Here is a 16,135-nt window from a genome sequence, read left to right on the forward strand (position 1 = left end):
GGCACTTCACCCGTCACCCGCACCCCTGGTGAGCAAGGACGCATGAGCCACGATCTCGCATCGCGCCAGGCCATCCCCGCACCCGCCGCCGACCCGGGCGGCCACGGTGTCGTCCCCGCCCGGCTGCCCGCCGCTCGTGCGCACGAGGCATCGGACCACCTGGCCCGTACCGGCACCGTCGTCCTCACCGGCTACGACACCACGGCCGACGCCCTCGTCGTCGCGGCCGCCCAGGTCCTGGGCAGCCGGCTGGCCGAGGTCTATCCGCATCGGCTGCGCACCTCCCGCGACGGCGACCCGGTCCACCTGCACGCCGACGGCTTCGACCTCGTCGTCGACATCGGCGGCGCACAGCGCCGCCGGCGCGACCCCGACGAGGACTTCGTCCTCGTCCAGTGTGTGCGCCCTGCAGCCTCCGGCGGCGACTCCTTCGCCGCGGACGCCTACCGCGTCATCGATGCCCTTGCCGCCGTCGATCCCACGCTGCACGACTTCCTCACCGGCACCGACATCGACCTGTACGGCGCCTGGGCGGGACTGCGCGGCCTGCCCGACGTCCCGCGCGTCGGCCGGCACGTCGAATACACCCGCACCGGCCGACGCATCGTCCGCCGCACCGACGGCGCCGCCCCGCTGCACCGCGACCCCGACGCCGACCGCGTACGGACCATGCTCACCTGCTTCGACCAGACGGTCCGCGCCCTTGAGCCGCCCCTGCCGCGCTTCCGCCTCGACGAAGGCGACATCCTCGTCCTGGACAACTACCGCTGCTGGCACGGCCGCGACCCCCACCCCGGCGACCGCACCGTCCGCATCCTCACGCTGCGCAGCGTCGACGCCCGCTGACCGCTTCCGGGAACCGCCGGCCACGCGGACCACGCTCGCGACCGGCGCTACGCGCTGCTCGGCGCCGACCGTGACCGCCTCACCGGACCCGGTACCCGGCTCGCCACCGCCATGCGGTTCACCACGCCGGGTGGGGGCGTAGCCGGTCGGAGGCCGTCCGGCACCGGGGGTGTCAGCGCCCGGAGGGGGAACGAGGGGGGACCTCGCGACCCATACAGGCGCGGATGCCGTGTCGAACCACTCAGTCCACGGCATGCGGGCATTGGGGGCCACGGCCGCGAAGTGGGTGCGCCGTCGTCCGGGGTACCCGGCGGGAGGTTCGGACCGCGGTCATGCCGCGTTGCGGGCCTCGGCTGGCGAAAGGTAGCGAAATGACCGGTACGGAAACCGCGGGGCCGGACGTGACGTCGAGGCCGCGTCCCCGGACCAGCCGACCGATCTATTGGGCGGCTCCCCATGCCAAGGTCCGGGGGTTCCGATGGCTGAGCCTGGGCAGCGGTCAGCCACACCCAGAGCAAGAAGACGACCGCTCCTCTCGCCCAGTGCCCGGCGCCGCAGGACGGTGTGCAGCATGTCCTCGGTGATGACCGGCGGCCGGCCGCCGTGCTTTCCCTTGCGGGCCCGCAGCGTCTGGCCCCTCAAGCGTGGACTCCCGGATGGTCTCCCGCTCGGTCTCCGCCATCGCCGCGAAGAACGCGAACAGCAGCCTGCCGTGCCCGCTGGGGTCGTACATGCCCGCCAGCGGTCCGGCGGGCATCTCCAGCACCAGGCCGTGGGCGGACAGGTGGTCGGCGAGCGCGGTGAGTTCGGCGGCGTCGCGGCCGAGCCGCTTCATCTCGTAGACCGTGAGGATCACCCGGCAGTGCGGGGCGTGGGCCTTGATCTCCCGGGCTGCGCTCAGCGCGGCCTCGCATGCGGGGCGGACCCGGACCCGGGTGCTGATCTTCTCGGCGAAGATCTTGTCCCGGGGGATGTTCTTGGCGGCGAGCGCGTCGAGTGGGGAGTCGAGTTCCTGGCCGAGGGTCGAGCAGCGCGCGTAGCCGATGCGGATATCGGCGGTCGGGGTGTCCGGGCCGATCGGCGCCGGGGGCGGGGTGACTGGACGCCACGGCTGCCCAGGGCCCCGGCGGCCGGGGTCGGCACCCGCAGCAGCTTCGCCAGCCGGGGCACCTTGGTGAAGCGGCCGGTGTGGGAGGCGCCGGCGACCGCGCCGCCGCGCGAACGGCACGGCGATCCGGCCTCGGCGCCGCAGCGCGGACACGGGTGGCACTCGATGTTGTCCGCGTCGGACACGGGTGCAGTTCGAGGGTCCGTCATGAGCCGCGGTTTTCGCCCAATGCAAGTCTCAGAAGGGGGTCCGTCCCGCTCTTGAGTGAGAGCGAGTGATGCGAACCGATCCGAGGTTCGGAGAGCCTTCCCGGCCGTCGAGTGATCTTGCTCCGGCAAAGGGTCGTTGATGAGAATCGCAGCCTGCGACGGTCATCACGCACAGCTACATGTCGGGCGGGCGGAAAGCGGAAGTCCCCGATCTGGGTGATCGGGGACTTCACCAAGCCCGGCCGGAGGTCCTTCGTCGCGGCCCGCCGGGCGCCGGGTGCCCGTTTACGCGGCCGGGTTGAGTTCGGCTTGGCCGAACAGCAGCGCGTAGCCGGTGGGGAGCTGGTGGAGGATGCGGGTGCTGAGGTCGGGGCCAGCGTGGGCGGCGACGGCTGCGAAGACGGAGCCGGTGTCCCAGCGGGTGGTGGCCAGGGAGGCGCCGGAGCGGGCGGCGAGGTCCTTGACGAAGGCCCATCCGGTGAGCGGCTGGGTGTCGGGGATCTGCGCGGTCAGGAGGCGTGCGGCCTCCAGGGGCAGGCGAGCGGCCAGGTCGACGCGTTCGTCGCCGGTCAGCTGCCGCCCCAGCCCGGCAAGGACCAGGCGGACGGCTTCCTCTGCTTTCTCACGGGTGGGGTAGGCGCCTTCGTAGCGGACCTTCTCCAGCATCTGCTCGTACGCCGTCCCGTACGGCTGCTGGTGCTCAGACGGTACGCGCACGTCGGTGATCACTGTGGTGCATGCCTTTCGTGAAGCCAGGGTGGAGCGGTGCCGGTGTGCGGCACCGCTAGTCAGGTGGGCTGGGGGCGGCCGAAGAGGAGGTCGTAGCCGGCGGGGAGCTGGAGCAGGATCTGCCCCAGCAGGTCATCGCCGGCGGTGTCGGCGACCGTGGACAGGACGGCGCTGACGTCCCAGGTCGCGGTCTGCTCGGTGGCGCCCTCGATCCAGGCTGCGGTCGCCCGGACGAACCGCTCCGGGGGCAGCGGTTCGGCGCTCTGCGGCGGGTTAAGCAGGATCAGGGCGAAGTCCTCCGGCAGGCGGGCTGCGAGCTGGGCGCGGACTTCGCCGACCAGGTGCGCGCCGAGCAGGGCGAGCACCACCCGGGCCGCGCGCTCGGCTTCCTCCGCAGTGCCGTACTCGCCGCGTTCCTTGACGTGGTCGAGGAACGCTTCGCGTCGCAGAGTCATCTCGGCCGCCACCCCTTACTTCTTCGGACTGCCCGTAGGGGTGCGGAGGGCGGGTGAGGGGGAGATCAGGTGCCCGTCCTCCGCACCTGTCCGGCCGGTGTCAGCCGGAGATCTCCTTGTGGCCGGTCCCGACGCCGATGGAGATCTTGCGGGGCTTGGCGCGCTCGGCGATCGGGATGCGCAGGGTGAGCACGCCCGCGTCGTAGTCGGCCTTGATGTGCTCGGTGTCGAGGGTGTCGGCGAGCACGATCTGGCGGGAGAAGACGCCCAGCGGCCGCTCGGACAGCTCCATCTGCACGTCGTCGGCCTTCGCCGCCGGCCGCCGCTCGGCCTTGACGGTCAGCATGTTCCGCTCGACGTCGATGTCGAGCGCGTCCGGGGTGACGCCCGGCAGGTCGAAGGCCACCACGTACTCGTCGCCCTCACGGTAGGCGTCCATCGGCATCGCCGACGGCCTCGACCAGGTACCCGGGCCCATCAGCTGCTGCGCCAGCCGGTCCAGCTCACGGAAGGGGTCGGTGCGCATCAACATCGTGAAAACACCTCCAGCAGGTTCAGGCAGTTACTGCCAATGCGCTTCGCTGACACCGTTGTAACATGTCATCCAATGGATGACAAACATGATGTCGTCTGCCTGATGACAAGCCCGAGGGAGGTGCCCGTGAATCCGGCCGACCAGCCGTCCTCGCCCAGCACCGACGCCCACAGCCCGGCGTCGTTCCTTGCCGCCGCGGCGGCCCTTGACGCCATAGACGACGCCTTGCGCGTCGCCCAGCAAGAGTCCAAGGGCATCCCCGATATCCCCGGTCCCAGGCCGGAGCAGGCGCTGGCCTCCCTGATGCTGCTGCGGCAGGTCCGCGAGCAGCTCGCCGGATGGGAAACCGGCCTGATCGAAACCGCACGCGACGCCGGCGCCAGCTGGGCCGACCTCGCCCACCCCCTCGGAGTCGCCAGCCGCCAAGCCGCCGAGCGCCGCTACCTGCGCGGCCGCCCCGGCCCGGCCGGGACCACCGGCGAACAGCGCGTGACGGCCACCCGCCAGGCCCGTGCCGCCGACCGCACCACCGCCGCCTGGGCCCGCCGCAACGCCGCCGACCTGCGCCGTCTCGCCGGACAGATCACCGCACTCATCGACCTGCCCGCCGCGGCCCGCCGCTCGCTCAGCGAACTCCACTCGGCCCTCGCCCACGACGATCCCGCCGACCTCATCGCCCCCTTGACCGCCGCCCGCCCCCACCTGGTCGCCGCCCACCCCGACCTCGCCGCCCGGCTCGACACCCTCACACCCCCTGACCCCGCCCGGCACACCGCAACAACAGCCCGGACAGCCCCGCCCCCAGGTGGGTGAACGAGCGGAGACCTGGAGACCGCGCGCGCCGGCCTGCGGGCCCACCTGGCCCGCTCCCTCACCGGGCAGGGCGTGGGCGAGGGGTGAAACGCAGTGAGTGGCCAAGGTGTCGAGCTGCCGGTTCGTGCCAGGCTGCGGACCGGCCCCGGCCTTTCAGGCGGCCTGACCGAACCCGGCCGCGGCCGGGTCCGGCTCGCGCAGCGGGGTGGAGTCCACGTCCAGCTTCGGGTCGTACGCCTCCGGCTGGATGCCGAGCTCGTGGGTGCTGTACTCGCCGAACCGGTTGATGCGCTCGGTCAGGTACGGCGAGATGTGAGCCAGGTCCTCCGGCTCGATCGTCCAGCCCTCCTCCAGCAGCTGGCGGACGATCTCGGCGATGTCCAGGGCATTGTGGAAGATCGCCGCGTTCGTGAGCAGATGGAGAAGTGCCGGTTCGCCGTGTACGACAGCTCATGGCCTGAGACGCCGGGGATGTGCCGGGCGGCCTCGTACGGGCCCATGTTCGTGCCCTTCACGAGCGTCGTGATCACGTAGCGGCCGAACGGGTCGGCCTTCTTGGGCTCGTTGCCGGAGGCCGGCCCGGACCGTCACCACCACGCCACCCAGTACGCCGTGCGGGCCAGGATGCCCATCAGCGACCGCTCCGGCATCCTCGCCTTGATCTCCTCCTCCAGCCGCTTCGCCGAGGGCCGCTGACCCTCCGAGCGGTGTGGCTTGAGCGAGGGGATGCCGGTCTCCGGGTCGATGACCAGGCCCTCGTTGCGGCATGAGCCGGACCGCCCTCGTCGATGTGCTTCAGCACGGTGCGGTAGTTGCCGATCAGGGCCTCGACGATCTCCCGCTCGGCCAGCCGGATCTCCTCCAGCTCCTGCTTCGCCTTCTTGCCCTTCGTCGCCACCCGCTTGCAGAACATCGTCGCCAGGTCGTCACGGACCCGCATCCGTGCCTCGTGCACCAGGCAGGCCACCAGCGCGAGGCGCTTGACGGGTCTGTAGTCGCGCAGCCGCCACGTCGGCGGCGTCCGCCTCCCCGGCGAAGTCGGTGACCTTGCCCGCGGCCACCCCGTCCATCCATACGTCCGTATCGCCGAGGCCGTCCAGCCACTCCAGGCGCTTGGTCAGATTCTTGAAGTGCGACCAGCTCGGGCCCTGCGCGGGCGTCTTCAGCCGGTTGAACAGCGTGGTGCCGTCGCCGTCGCGGTCCTCCAGCAACCGTGCCAGGCCAGTCCGCTCAGCCGGGCCGGTCCGGTCGTGGATGCCGTCGCAGATCGCGGTGTTCACCTCGCCAGGCAAGCTCCTCGCGCGTCGGCGAGAAGAACAGATGCAGCTCGTGCGCGGTGATCAACCGCTTGAACGGCGGATACGCGGTCCGTTCGATCGAGGTCACAACCCGCCCCAGGCCCCGGACGATGGTCAACATCACCACCAACGGCACTGAGCCGAACGGGTGACGGGCCTGGACCTCACGGCTACAAGATCATCCCATGGCCCCTTTTGGGCTCACCTCGGCGACACCCCAAGCTGGCCGCGACGCCTGCGGGAGCGACGCCGGTCAGGCTCGCGTAAGCAGGAGGTATGAGCGTGCACAGCGGTCTCACGCGATCGGTTTCCTCCGGTCCTCGGTGGATACCCGCAGAACATGACTAGGGCGAACGGACGAACGAACACCGCGCAGGGCAACGCGAAGGTCACAGCCGCGAAGTCGCAGACCAAGGGCAAGCCGGGTGCTGTCGTCGACGAGGTCGGGCAGCAGACGGAGCGGGCCGAAGAGCCTCTTGCCGAGGCCGCGGACACCGGGCTCAGCGTTTCGGACCGGGTCGGCTCGCTGTCCACGAAGGCCGTGTCCCTTGCTGGAGCGACCTGGAAGGCGCTCAACGCCCGCAGGACCGTCGTCCTGGGGACCGCTGCCGTCCTGGCCGTCGGGGTCTCGGCGTACGCGGCGGGCCGCCGTTCGGGGCTCAGCCGGCGTGGCCCGGTCTCCCGGTACACGGGATGGCGTATCTAGTCTCCACTGGGGCACGTGCCCCGTGTCGACCCCGCCCGCCCGACTGTCGTGACGACGGTGGGGCGGGCGGCTGCGCGGCTCGTGCCGGTCGGTTCGGCAGTCCCCCCGAGCGCCGGCACCCGGCTCACCTCTGCTTCCTGCGGCTTCCCAGGGTGAGGTAGGCAAGGCGGACGACCACCGCGGTCACCACGAGCCGGTGGACAGGGGGTTTTCGAGACCCGCGTGGGTCGCACCCGTGGCGGCCGTGCGTGTCCGCTTCGGCGTCCTGAAGGTCGGCCACCTTGCCGCGGATCCGGTGCTTCGGGTGGGCCTGGAGTTGAGTTCTGCCAGGGTGTCACCCAGTCGACAGCGTGCCTTCAGCACCGCGATGCGCAGATCGTCCTGAGTGCTCTGGGCGCTTGTCATGGTTGTCCGCCCTCTCCTTGATCGCTTCTACGTCGGCCCTGACGCCCTTGATCGTCTTCTCGGGCTTCACGGGAGCCGCCTTCTTTGCGTGTCGCTGGGCCGCCATCAGCTCACTGAACTGCTCGCGCACGGCGGAGATCACCCCCGCCGACTTCGTCGCGCTTCCCTTCGTCTCCGAACGGGCTTCGTCCTTACCGTTCCTCTTCTCACTCATGACCGGCTCCGAGTGGCCGCTGAGGCCGCGGCCAAACCACGTTCTCGCTCCGCGTTCGCACGCCGGGTTGGCGTACGTCTCCCTTTCACGGGTTTCGGCGCACCGGGCCGACGCGGGGTGCCTGGTGTGCGGCAGGGGGCGTCGCCACCCGAGCCGAGAGCGGCTTCGCGGTGTCGAGTACCCGTCCGGTGCGTGCGGGAGCGGCTACGGCCTGCGCGGGTCGTCGGCCGCTTCCGTGGCTCCGGGCGGGCAGCGGAACGCACGGACCTGCTCATGGCCCTGCGCAGGAATCCGCAGATTTTCTCTTCCGCTGCCCGGTCGGGCCGTCAGTAGGCAAGCCGGATGCTGACGTCGAGGGAGCCGTCGTGCGGGACCTTCAGGATGTGCATCCGCCTGCTGCCGTCACGCAGGTAGGTGACGGAGGCGGCGGCGATGCTCGCGTTCCGGGCAGCGCCCCAGCGGATCTGGATGACGCCGGAGTTACGCTGGACGTCGATACCGGTTGCGGTGGCCGTGGTGGAGCCTCCCCAGGACAGGGCGGTGCCGTCGGTGAACAACACGCGGTCGGATGCCCGGAGGATCAGCGGCACCGTCTCGGTCGCCGGCGAGTGGGCCCGGACGGAGCGCTGGACCAGTCCGTTGCCGACCTCGACGTCGGTGACGACCGACCCGCTGGGTGTGCCGAAGCGGAAGGCGTAGGGGCTGCCGCCGAAGAACTGCCCGGCCTGGGGCCCGTTGGAGTCCGGTGCCTGACCGGGAAGGACGGTGGCCCACACGCCGTAGTTGTTGTCGTTCAGGGACTGGATGACGGTCCCGGCGACCGGGTGCCACAGGAAGCTGAGGCCGGTGCGGGCCCTGCTCGTCGGCCGGGCACCGAGGTAGGCACCCAGGTAGACGTCGGGGCGGCGGATGTAGAGGAAGTCCTGGCCCTGGTCGGTGCGGCGCTCGGTGAAGTTCTTCGAGGCAAGGTACGGGACGGCCTTGATCGCCCGGTTCCTGGCCGACCGCGTGGGGTACTCCTCGTCGTACATCGCGTGGGTGAGGATCCGCGGAGAGGTGTTCTGCTTGGTCAGCCCGGCCACCGGCGAGGCGTCCGCGGCCCAGGAGCCGCGGGCCGACGCAAGATCCTCCCGGGCGGACATGAACGCGCCCAGCGCGGACACCACGGGGACGAACTGGTTGTTGAGCGCCGTGCGTTCCGGGTCGGGCCGGGTGTCGTCGTAGGCGAGGGTGCTGGTACGGGAGGAGGGGGCGATGTTGCAGAACCAGCCGGAGCCGTCGGGTTCCCGCAGCAGGTTGTAGCCGAGCCAGTCGGTGTACTTCCGGGCCATGGCCACCAGGTGCCCGTTGTGCGACTGCCGCCAGGCGTCGGCCATCTCGGGCAGCATGACCTCGAAGTTGTAGTTCATGTCCATCCCGCCCTCTTCGTAGAAGAAGCCGGCCGGGCCCTGCCCGTTCTCGGCCATGCGGGCGAAGGCGTTGTTCAACTGGCCCCGCAGGGTTGCGTCGGGGTTGGTTCTGAGCGCCAGCGCGGCTCCCGCCAGTCCGGCGGTGACCTGGTTGGTGTATCTGATCGGGGCCTGCCAGGCGCGGGTGTTGGACGGATCGAGAAGCCAGGTCATGGCCCCGTGCAGGGCGCGGGCGATCTGGCTGCGCCGACCGGGAAGCAGCCCGGCGTCCTTCAGCAGCACATGGGTCTTGCTCAGGTAGCCGAGGGCGAAGCCGGTCGCGGCCAGGGAGTGCTCGCCGGCGCTGTACTCCGGCCATGAGCCGTCGGAGTGCTGGAGGCCGAGGTAGTGGCCGAGCGCCGCGTCCAGCCGCGCCAGGAGGGCGGAGTCGCCCCGGTACGGGTTCCAGGAGCGGTTCTTGGTGAGGAACCAGCTCAGTGTGTAGACGTGCTCCTGGACTCGCGTGTTGTACGGAGCCGCGGGGGAGCGCCACCAGCCGCCGCCCATGAAGCCGTCGTCCTCGACGTCGTTGGCCATCTGGGCGAGGCTGACCAGGTAAGGGGCGTAGAGCTGTTCGTCGGCGGCGAAGGCACGCCGGGAGGGTGCGCCCGGGGGCAGGGGCGGCAGTGTCGGCAGGGTGCCGGCGGCGAGTGCATGAGGGGCGGGCATGGCGGCAGCGAGGCCGGCTGCTCCTGCCGCCGTGATGAGCACGCGGCGCGACAGCGGGGATCCGTACGTCATGGGGCGTCTCCTGGAGGTCATGAGAGCGGCGAGAAAGCCGACGGTGCGAGGCCGTCCGGCTGATCGCACAGACTCTTCGGGCCTGGAGGCCTCGTCAAGGTGCTAATACGAATTACTTCAGGGCGGCAGACTCTGCACGGCGGTGATCACGTGGACGTCCCGCGGTGGAGGCAACCCGAAGTGCAACGTCAACGCCGACGGCACGTCACCGGGACCGGGCGCCGGCCGGGGCCGCGGGGTGGGCAACCCCCACGGGAGGCGCGGCTTCCGTTGAGCCGCCTCTGCCCCGCAGTCCGTGGTGGACGAGGTGGGTGACGCCCGGGGGGATCTGCCGGTCGGTGCGGCGCAGAAATGCGTCGGGCGCGGGGTGGGCCGGAGGGGATTGGTGGTCTTCCGGCATTGACGTGGACACGCTTCGAGCCTACGTTCCGTCCGGAAAGCCGGTCGTTGTTCGAAATTACGAACCAACTGCCCCCGGTGAGGAGCCACCCCACATGTCCCTACCGCCAGCTGTTCCCTCCGTTCCACGACCAAGTCGCCGGGGCCTGCTCGGCTCGGCCGCCGGGCTTGCCGGGCTCGTCGCGCTCACCGGCGCGGGCGCGGTCGGCGCGGCGAGCTGCGCCGCGCCCTCCTCCGTGGCGTCCGGCAAGACGCCGCTTCGCTACTGGCACCTGTTCGGCGGCGGTGACGGCGTCACCATGCAGGCGATGCTCGACGCGTTCCAAGCCGAGCACTCCGGCATCGCGCTGGACGCCGCCCAACTGGAGTGGGGGGCGCCGTACTACACCAAGCTCGGCATGGCCGGCGCCGGAGGCCGGGCGCCCGAGGTGGCGGTGCTGCACCTGGCGCGGCTGCCGGGCTTCGGTCCCGGAAAGCTGCTGGACGCGTTCGACCTCGACCTGCTCGCCGAGTACGGGGTACGCCCCGGGGACTTCCCGGCGGAGATCTGGGACCGCGGCACGATCGGCGGCGAGCAGTACGCCGTACCGCTCGACACCCACCCCCTCGTGCTCTACTACCAGACCGAGATCTGCGAGCAGGCGGGGCTGCTGCGGGCGGACGGGCGGATCAAGACCCTGGAAGGCGTCGGCGAGTTCGTCGATGCGCTACGCGCGATCCGCCGGGTGACCGGCCGGCCGCCGCTGGTCATGGAGACCACCGGCGCGGACGCGGCGGGCCCGGCCCGGGTCTTCGCCACTTTCTACGCGCAGACCGGTGGCACCCTGCTGGACGACACCGGCACCCGCCTCACGCTCGACGAGGACAAGGCCCTGCGCGTGCTGGAGTTCATGCGCATGCTCACCCACGAAGGGCTCGCCGTCCGCATCGCCGACTACCAGGGAAGCGTCGGGATCTTCAACGCGGGCGAGACGGGCCTGGCCCTCAACGGCGACTGGGAGGTCAGCACGTATCTGGGCACCGAGCTGCCGTTCTCGATGGCCCCGGTGCCGAACCTCTTCGGTCGCCCGGCCGCCCAGGCCGACTCCCACTCCTTCGTCCTGCCGCACCAGGAGGACCGCGGCGGCGAGCGCAACCGCGCCGCCCACCGGTTCGTCGCCTGGATGCTCACGCACTCGGCCGACTGGGCCAGCGGCGGGCACATACCCGCGTACACCCCCACGCTCAGCAAGCCCGCCTACCTCAAGCTGGAGCCGCAGTCCGAGTACCGCCACGTGATCGACTACGTCGCACTCGACCCGCCCGCCTGGTTCGCGGGCTCCGCCTCCCTGATGTGGCTGGAGCTGGGGCACACCTTCTCCGGGGTGTTCACGGGATCCCGCACACCCGAAAGCGCCCTGGCCGAGGCGACGGCGGGCCTGAAGAAGCTGCTCGACACGCCCAGTCCGCTCGGCGACGTGCCGGCCCCGGCAGGTGATCGGGCATGACCGCACCCACGCGGACCGAGCGGGACGCGACCGCTGCGCACGACGCAACCGGCGCCCCCGCACCCGTACCCGGCGGCACCGCCATCCGGCACAGCCGTTTCGAGCACGGGCTGATGTTCGTCGCGCCCTTCCTCGTCCTCTATGCCCTCTTCCTGGTCTGGCCCGTGGTGCTCGGCATCAAGATGAGCCTGACCAGCGACAACATCACCGGCAGCGGCGGCGAGTACGTCGGGTTCGACAACTACGCCGAGGCGCTCTCCGACCCCGACATGTGGGAGGCGCTCTGGCAGACCGTCTGGTTCACCCTCCTGTCCACGGTGCCACTGGTGCTGCTCGGCCTGGTGATGGCCCTGCTCGCGCACGGCCTGCGCTTCGTGGACTGGCTGTGGCGGCTGAGTTGGTTCGCGCCCTATCTGCTGCCCTCCGGCGTCGTCGGGCTCCTGTGGCTGTGGATCATCTATCCCGCCGACTTCGGCCTCGCCGACCAGGTGCTCGCCGAGTTCGGCCTGCACCCGGGCATCGGCTGGCTCACCGACCCGCAGTACGCGATGCTCTCCATCGTCATCACCACCATCTGGTGGACCGTGGGCTTCAACTTCCTGCTCTACCTCGCGGCATTGCAGTCCATCCCGCAACACCTCTACGAGGCCGCCGAGCTGGACGGCGCGAGCGCCTGGCAGCGCCTGTGGCACCTCACCCTGCCGATGCTGCGGCGCACCACGGGAGTGGTGGTGATCCTCCAGTTGCTGGCCTCGCTCAAGATCTTCGACCAGGTCTACATCATGACCCAGGGCGGGCCGGACGGCTCCACGAGGACCACCCTGATGTACGTCTTCGAGGAGGGCTTCACCGGCTACCGGATCGGCTACGCCTCCGCCGCCTCGTACATCTTCTTCGCCCTGATCGTCCTCGTCTCCCTCATCCACCTGCACCTCGCCCGCAGGACACGGCAGGAGAGCACCTCATGAGCGCAGCGGCCGACACCTCACGCCCGGACCCGGTCTCGTCCACCGCGCCCACCTCCGCCGGCGGCACCGGCGGCGGCCGGCGGCCGCGCTGGACCCGGGGCCGCGTCGCCATGCTGCTGGCCGCACTCGTCCTCGCCGCCGCCTGGGTGCTCCCGCTCGCCTACGCCCTGGCCACCTCGCTCAAGCCCATGGGCGAGGAGGTCGAGACCCCGCTCACCTGGATCGGCTCCAGCGTCACCTTCGACGCGTACGACAAGGTGTGGGCGGCCGGGGACATCCCCCGCTGGATGCTCAACACCCTCTACATCTCGGTGATGACCACCCTGCTGACCGTGCTGCTGTGTGCCATGGCGGCGTACGGGTTCGCGCGCACCGAGTTCCGCGGCCGGAAGGCGCTCTACGCGGTCGTACTCGCGGGCATCATGGTGCCGCCGCAGGTGCTGATGGCGCCGCTCTTCGCGGAAATGGCGGCGCTCGGCCTGGTCGACACCTACTGGGGCGTCATCCTGCCGCAGGTGGCCGTGCCCGCGATGGTGTTCATCCTGGTGAAGTTCTTCGAAGGGGTGCCGCGCGAGCTGGAGGAGGCGGCCTTCTGCGACGGCGCCGGCCGCTGGCGGGTGTTCTTCACGATCGTGCTGCCGCTGTCCCGGCCCATCCTCGCCGCGGTCTCGATCTTCGTCTTCATCCATACGTGGAACAACTTCCTCTGGCCCTTCCTGGTCACCACCGACCCCAACGGCATGACGCTGCCCGTGGGTCTCGTCAACATCCAGTCCAGCTACGGCGTCCGCTACTCCCAGGTGATGGCCTCCCTGGTGATGGCCGGACTGCCGCTGCTGGTGGTCTTCGCCCTCTTCCAGCGCCAGATCGTCCGCGGTGTCGCCCACACCGGCCTCGCGGGGAAGTGACACCGGCCGTGCAGCGAACCGACCCCGGCACCCACAGAGAGGAACCCATGAGCGCCACCGCACGCTTCACCCTCGACCCCGCCTTCACCGTGGGCGAGGCCGACCCGCGGCTGTTCGGCTCCTTCGTCGAGCACCTCGGCCGGTGCGTCTACACGGGCATCCACGAGCCGGGCCACCCGGCCGCCGACCCGGCCGGGCTGCGCACCGACGTCCTGGACCTCATTCGCGAGCTGGGGGTGACCGCCGTCCGCTACCCCGGCGGCAACTTCGTCTCCGGCTACAAGTGGGAGGACGGCGTCGGCCCCCGGCAGGACCGGCCGCGCCGCCTCGACCTGGCCTGGCGGACCACGGAGAGCAACCAGTTCGGGCTCCACGAGTACGCGGACTTCCTCCGCAAGACGGGCTGCGAACCGGTGCTGGCCCTCAACCTCGGCACCAGGGGCGTCGCCGAGGCCATCGAGCTCCAGGAGTACGCCAACCACGCCGAGGGCACCGCGTTGGCGGACCTCCGTATCGCGCACGGGAGCAAGGAGCCGTACGGCATCCGGCTGTGGTGCCTGGGCAACGAGATGGACGGACCGTGGCAGACGGGCCACAAGACCGCGGCGGAGTACGGGCGGCTGGCCGCCGAGACCGCGCGGGCGATGCGTCAGATCGACCCGGGCCTGGAACTGGTCGCGTGCGGCAGCTCGAACCAGGCCATGGCGACCTTCGCCGAGTGGGAGAGGACGGTCCTCACGGAGTGCTACGACCTGGTCGACTACATCTCCCTGCACGCCTACTACGAGGAAGTGGACGGCGACCGCGACTCCTTCCTGGCCTCGGCCGTGGACATGGAGTCCTTCATCGACAACGTCGTCGCCACCTGCGACCACGTACGGGCGCGGCTGAAGTCGAAGAAGCGGATCAACCTCTCCTTCGACGAGTGGAACGTCTGGTACCAGCGGCGCTTCCACGCCGAGTTCGACCGGAACCCGCCCGACTGGGCCGAGGCCCCGCGGCTGCTGGAGGACAACTACACCGTCACCGACGCCGTCGTCGTCGGCTCGCTGCTGATCGCGCTGCTGCGGCACGCGGACCGGGTGAAGCTGGCCTGCCTCGCGCAACTCGTCAACGTCATCGCACCGATCATGACGGAGCCGGGCGGCACGGCCTGGCGGCAGACCACGTTCCATCCCTTCGCCCAGGCGGCGCGCCACGGCCGAGGCACGGTCCTTGATGTGCGTGCCGAGTCCCCGACGTACGACACTGCGCGATACGGCCACGTCCCGCTGCTGCACGCCACCGCCGTACGGGACGAGGTGAGCGGCGCCGTCACGGTCTTCGCGGTCAACCGCTCGCAGCACGCCGGGCTCCCGGTGGAGATCGCCGTGCGCGGGATGGGGGTGACCCGCGTCTCCGAGCACAGCGTGCTGTCCGACACCGACCCCGAGGCCCGCAACACCGCCGCCGACCCCGACCGTGTCACGCCGCGCGGGGCGGAGGGCACGGCGCTGTCGGGCGGGGTCCTGCGGGCCGTGCTGGAGCCCATGTCCTGGAACGTCATCCGTCTGACCTGAAGGAACAGTCCCGGTGTCCCGCGATCCGGCCCGCTCGTGGAGCCTCGCATTCTGCACACGAAATCCCGGACTCTGTCCGATATCTCGTCATCGACTCGTGCGGCTACTCACTCCAGAAGGCCTGACGCGCGACGGACCCGTTCACCGACCGGCGGTACTGACCCGGTGATTTGCCGGTGTGCTTCTTGAACACGACGCTCATGTACTCGGAATGGCTGAAGCGGAGCCGTTGGGCGATCTGCTGGAGGGTCCAGTCCGTGGAGGAGAGCAGTTCGGCGACGTGGGCCACCCGGACGCGCACGATCTCGCCGTGGACGGTCCGGCCAAGGCTCCGAAGGAAACGGTGGTCGAGTGCGCGTCGGGAGAGCCCGATATGCCTGAGGACGGCGGTTACCGCGAGATTCTGGTCCGAGCGGTCGCGGATGAACCGCAGAGCCTCGGCGACGAGGGGGTCGTCCACGGCCAGGATGTCCGACGACTGCCGGGTGACGAGACGGGTCGGTTCGATCAGGCGCAGGCCCGGTTCGAGGGCGCGGCCCTGCATCATGAGGTCCAGGAGCTCGGCGGCGAGATATCCCGTCCGCGTCGTGTCGGGCTCGATGCTCGACAGCGGCGGGGCCGTGAGGTTGCCGATGAGTTCGTCGTTGTCGACACCGATGACGGCGACCGAGTCCGGCACTGCCAGGTCGGCGGTCTTGCAGGCCTCCAGCACTTCCTGACCGGCAATATCATAGCAAGCAAAGACACCAACGGGTTTGGGAAGGCCGCGCAGCCATTCCGCGAGGAGTTCGCGGTCGGCGGCGCGCATGCCCGTGGACTTCATCCGGAACTCCCGCGGAACCGAGCCGCGCTCGCGCACGTGCTCGGCGAACCAGGCGCCGCGCTTCAGGGACCAGCCGAATCTCTCGTCGCCGCAGAAGGCGAAGTGCCGCAGTCCGCGTTCCTCGAAGTGCCGGAGGGCCCACCGCGCGATCGTGCCGTCGTCGGTCTCGACGCCGGGTAGTTCGGGTACGAGCCGGGCGGCGCTGAGATCGACGGTGGGCAGACCGAGCCGCCGGATGAAAGAAGCGGTCTCGGCGCCTTCGATGCGGGCCAGTACGCCGTGGCCGTGCCAGTCTTCGAGCCAGGAGAAGTCGGTCTCGTGGCGGCTGTGCTCGGCGAGATACATCGACCAGCCCGGGTGGGCCTCGACGTACCTCTTCACGCCGACCAGCACACCGCGGGCGTACGCGTTCGAGGTCTCGACCAGCAGCGCGACGTGACGAGTCTGGCGGGCGGGCATGTAAAAACTCTAAGCCAGACTGCGG

The 16,135-nt window shown here is 70.5% G+C and carries 18 protein-coding genes; 9 read left to right on the plus strand and 9 right to left on the minus strand.

Annotated features, from left to right (window positions below; genetic code table 11):
• The first annotated feature begins 42 nt into the window (after window positions 1-42).
• Complete coding sequence (locus ABGA99_RS12255; RefSeq protein ID WP_347577626.1) at window positions 43-846, plus strand: TauD/TfdA family dioxygenase; 804 nt, start codon at window positions 43-45, stop codon at window positions 844-846.
• Between the two features lie 499 nt (window positions 847-1,345).
• Here ABGA99_RS12255 and ABGA99_RS12260 read toward each other — a convergent pair whose 3' ends face one another.
• The 4 genes from ABGA99_RS12260 to ABGA99_RS12275 all read right to left on the minus strand — a co-directional run bounded on the left by ABGA99_RS12260 (window position 1,346) and on the right by ABGA99_RS12275 (window position 3,879).
• Window positions 1,346-2,107 (minus strand): recombinase family protein, encoded by a 762-nt coding sequence (locus ABGA99_RS12260; protein ID WP_347577625.1) that lies wholly within the window; start codon window positions 2,105-2,107, stop codon window positions 1,346-1,348.
• A gap of 341 nt (window positions 2,108-2,448) precedes the next feature.
• A complete protein-coding gene (locus tag ABGA99_RS12265) occupies window positions 2,449-2,892 on the minus strand; it encodes a DUF2267 domain-containing protein (protein ID WP_347577624.1) in 444 nt (147 codons plus the stop codon).
• 59 nt (window positions 2,893-2,951) lie between these two features.
• Complete coding sequence (locus ABGA99_RS12270; RefSeq protein WP_347577623.1) at window positions 2,952-3,347, minus strand: DUF2267 domain-containing protein; 396 nt, start codon at window positions 3,345-3,347, stop codon at window positions 2,952-2,954.
• A 100-nt stretch (window positions 3,348-3,447) separates the two neighbouring features.
• Window positions 3,448-3,879 (minus strand): Hsp20/alpha crystallin family protein, encoded by a 432-nt coding sequence (locus ABGA99_RS12275; protein ID WP_347577622.1) that lies wholly within the window; start codon window positions 3,877-3,879, stop codon window positions 3,448-3,450.
• Window positions 3,880-4,008: 129 nt separating this feature from the next.
• On the opposite strand from ABGA99_RS12275, the gene ABGA99_RS12280 reads away from it, so the two are divergent.
• The 3 genes from ABGA99_RS12280 (at window position 4,009) to ABGA99_RS12290 (ending at window position 5,391) form a co-directional block, all read left to right on the plus strand.
• Complete coding sequence (locus ABGA99_RS12280) at window positions 4,009-4,695, plus strand: type III effector protein (protein ID WP_347577621.1); 687 nt, start codon at window positions 4,009-4,011, stop codon at window positions 4,693-4,695.
• 93 nt (window positions 4,696-4,788) lie between these two features.
• Window positions 4,789-5,229 (plus strand): hypothetical protein, encoded by a 441-nt coding sequence (locus ABGA99_RS12285; protein WP_347582628.1) that lies wholly within the window; start codon window positions 4,789-4,791, stop codon window positions 5,227-5,229.
• Between the two features lie 21 nt (window positions 5,230-5,250).
• The gene (locus tag ABGA99_RS12290) at window positions 5,251-5,391 is read left to right on the plus strand and encodes a hypothetical protein (RefSeq protein ID WP_347577620.1); all 141 of its coding nucleotides are present in this window, start codon (window positions 5,251-5,253) and stop codon (window positions 5,389-5,391) included.
• 230 nt (window positions 5,392-5,621) lie between these two features.
• Here the strand turns inward: ABGA99_RS12290 and ABGA99_RS12295 are convergent, their stop codons facing one another.
• Together ABGA99_RS12295 and ABGA99_RS12300 are read right to left on the minus strand one after the other, a co-directional pair.
• Window positions 5,622-5,975 carry a hypothetical protein gene (locus ABGA99_RS12295; RefSeq protein ID WP_347577619.1) on the minus strand — a complete coding sequence of 118 codons (354 nt, stop codon included), beginning with the start codon at window positions 5,973-5,975 and terminating at the stop codon, window positions 5,622-5,624.
• Complete coding sequence (locus tag ABGA99_RS12300; RefSeq protein ID WP_347577618.1) at window positions 5,926-6,114, minus strand: hypothetical protein; 189 nt, start codon at window positions 6,112-6,114, stop codon at window positions 5,926-5,928. The genes ABGA99_RS12295 and ABGA99_RS12300 overlap by 50 nt, the downstream gene beginning before the upstream one ends.
• Window positions 6,115-6,333: 219 nt before the next feature.
• On the opposite strand from ABGA99_RS12300, the gene ABGA99_RS12305 reads away from it, so the two are divergent.
• The gene (locus ABGA99_RS12305; RefSeq protein WP_347577617.1) at window positions 6,334-6,699 is read left to right on the plus strand and encodes a hypothetical protein; all 366 of its coding nucleotides are present in this window, start codon (window positions 6,334-6,336) and stop codon (window positions 6,697-6,699) included.
• Between the two features lie 334 nt (window positions 6,700-7,033).
• Here ABGA99_RS12305 and ABGA99_RS12310 read toward each other — a convergent pair whose 3' ends face one another.
• Both ABGA99_RS12310 and ABGA99_RS12315 read right to left on the minus strand, forming a co-directional pair.
• On the minus strand, window positions 7,034-7,318 hold the full coding sequence (locus ABGA99_RS12310; RefSeq protein WP_347577616.1) for a hypothetical protein: 285 nt from the start codon (window positions 7,316-7,318) through the stop codon (window positions 7,034-7,036).
• A 326-nt stretch (window positions 7,319-7,644) separates the two neighbouring features.
• Window positions 7,645-9,507 carry a hypothetical protein gene (locus ABGA99_RS12315; RefSeq protein WP_347577615.1) on the minus strand — a complete coding sequence of 621 codons (1,863 nt, stop codon included), beginning with the start codon at window positions 9,505-9,507 and terminating at the stop codon, window positions 7,645-7,647.
• Window positions 9,508-10,052: 545 nt separating this feature from the next.
• On the opposite strand from ABGA99_RS12315, the gene ABGA99_RS12320 reads away from it, so the two are divergent.
• Genes ABGA99_RS12320 through ABGA99_RS12335 form a run of 4 tightly spaced genes read left to right on the plus strand, consistent with a single transcriptional unit; the run spans window position 10,053 to window position 14,828 of the window.
• Window positions 10,053-11,393: an extracellular solute-binding protein gene (locus ABGA99_RS12320; RefSeq protein WP_347577778.1), complete on the plus strand. Its 1,341-nt coding sequence runs from the start codon at window positions 10,053-10,055 to the stop codon at window positions 11,391-11,393.
• Window positions 11,390-12,361, plus strand: a complete 972-nt coding sequence (locus ABGA99_RS12325) for a sugar ABC transporter permease (protein WP_347577614.1) — start codon at window positions 11,390-11,392, stop codon at window positions 12,359-12,361. The genes ABGA99_RS12320 and ABGA99_RS12325 overlap by 4 nt, the downstream gene beginning before the upstream one ends.
• The gene (locus ABGA99_RS12330; RefSeq protein ID WP_347577613.1) at window positions 12,358-13,269 is read left to right on the plus strand and encodes a carbohydrate ABC transporter permease; all 912 of its coding nucleotides are present in this window, start codon (window positions 12,358-12,360) and stop codon (window positions 13,267-13,269) included. Before ABGA99_RS12325 ends, ABGA99_RS12330 begins: the two co-directional genes overlap by 4 nt.
• Window positions 13,270-13,316: 47 nt before the next feature.
• A complete protein-coding gene (locus ABGA99_RS12335) occupies window positions 13,317-14,828 on the plus strand; it encodes an alpha-N-arabinofuranosidase (RefSeq protein ID WP_347577612.1) in 1,512 nt (503 codons plus the stop codon).
• A 103-nt stretch (window positions 14,829-14,931) separates the two neighbouring features.
• Here the strand turns inward: ABGA99_RS12335 and ABGA99_RS12340 are convergent, their stop codons facing one another.
• A complete protein-coding gene (locus tag ABGA99_RS12340) occupies window positions 14,932-16,044 on the minus strand; it encodes a DNA-binding transcriptional regulator (protein WP_347582629.1) in 1,113 nt (370 codons plus the stop codon).
• Window positions 16,045-16,135: the final 91 nt, after the last annotated feature.

This window comes from Streptomyces sp. B5E4 (assembly GCF_039871555.1).
In the GTDB taxonomy this organism is placed as follows: Bacteria; Actinomycetota; Actinomycetes; order Streptomycetales; family Streptomycetaceae; genus Streptomyces.

What these genes read in the sequence shown, in the direction of transcription:
- ABGA99_RS12255 (WP_347577626.1), top strand. Translation starts at nt 43, where the DNA reads ATGAGCCACGATCTCGCATCGCGCCAGGCCATCCCCGCACCCGCCGCC.
- ABGA99_RS12270 (WP_347577623.1), bottom strand. Translation starts at nt 3,347, where the DNA reads ATGACTCTGCGACGCGAAGCGTTCCTCGACCACGTCAAGGAACGCGGC.
- ABGA99_RS12275 (WP_347577622.1), bottom strand. Translation starts at nt 3,879, where the DNA reads ATGTTGATGCGCACCGACCCCTTCCGTGAGCTGGACCGGCTGGCGCAG.
- ABGA99_RS12300 (WP_347577618.1), bottom strand. Translation starts at nt 6,114, where the DNA reads ATGTTGACCATCGTCCGGGGCCTGGGGCGGGTTGTGACCTCGATCGAA.
- ABGA99_RS12305 (WP_347577617.1), top strand. Translation starts at nt 6,334, where the DNA reads ATGACTAGGGCGAACGGACGAACGAACACCGCGCAGGGCAACGCGAAG.
- ABGA99_RS12310 (WP_347577616.1), bottom strand. Translation starts at nt 7,318, where the DNA reads ATGAGTGAGAAGAGGAACGGTAAGGACGAAGCCCGTTCGGAGACGAAG.
- ABGA99_RS12315 (WP_347577615.1), bottom strand. Translation starts at nt 9,507, where the DNA reads ATGACGTACGGATCCCCGCTGTCGCGCCGCGTGCTCATCACGGCGGCA.
- ABGA99_RS12325 (WP_347577614.1), top strand. Translation starts at nt 11,390, where the DNA reads ATGACCGCACCCACGCGGACCGAGCGGGACGCGACCGCTGCGCACGAC.
- ABGA99_RS12330 (WP_347577613.1), top strand. Translation starts at nt 12,358, where the DNA reads ATGAGCGCAGCGGCCGACACCTCACGCCCGGACCCGGTCTCGTCCACC.
- ABGA99_RS12335 (WP_347577612.1), top strand. Translation starts at nt 13,317, where the DNA reads ATGAGCGCCACCGCACGCTTCACCCTCGACCCCGCCTTCACCGTGGGC.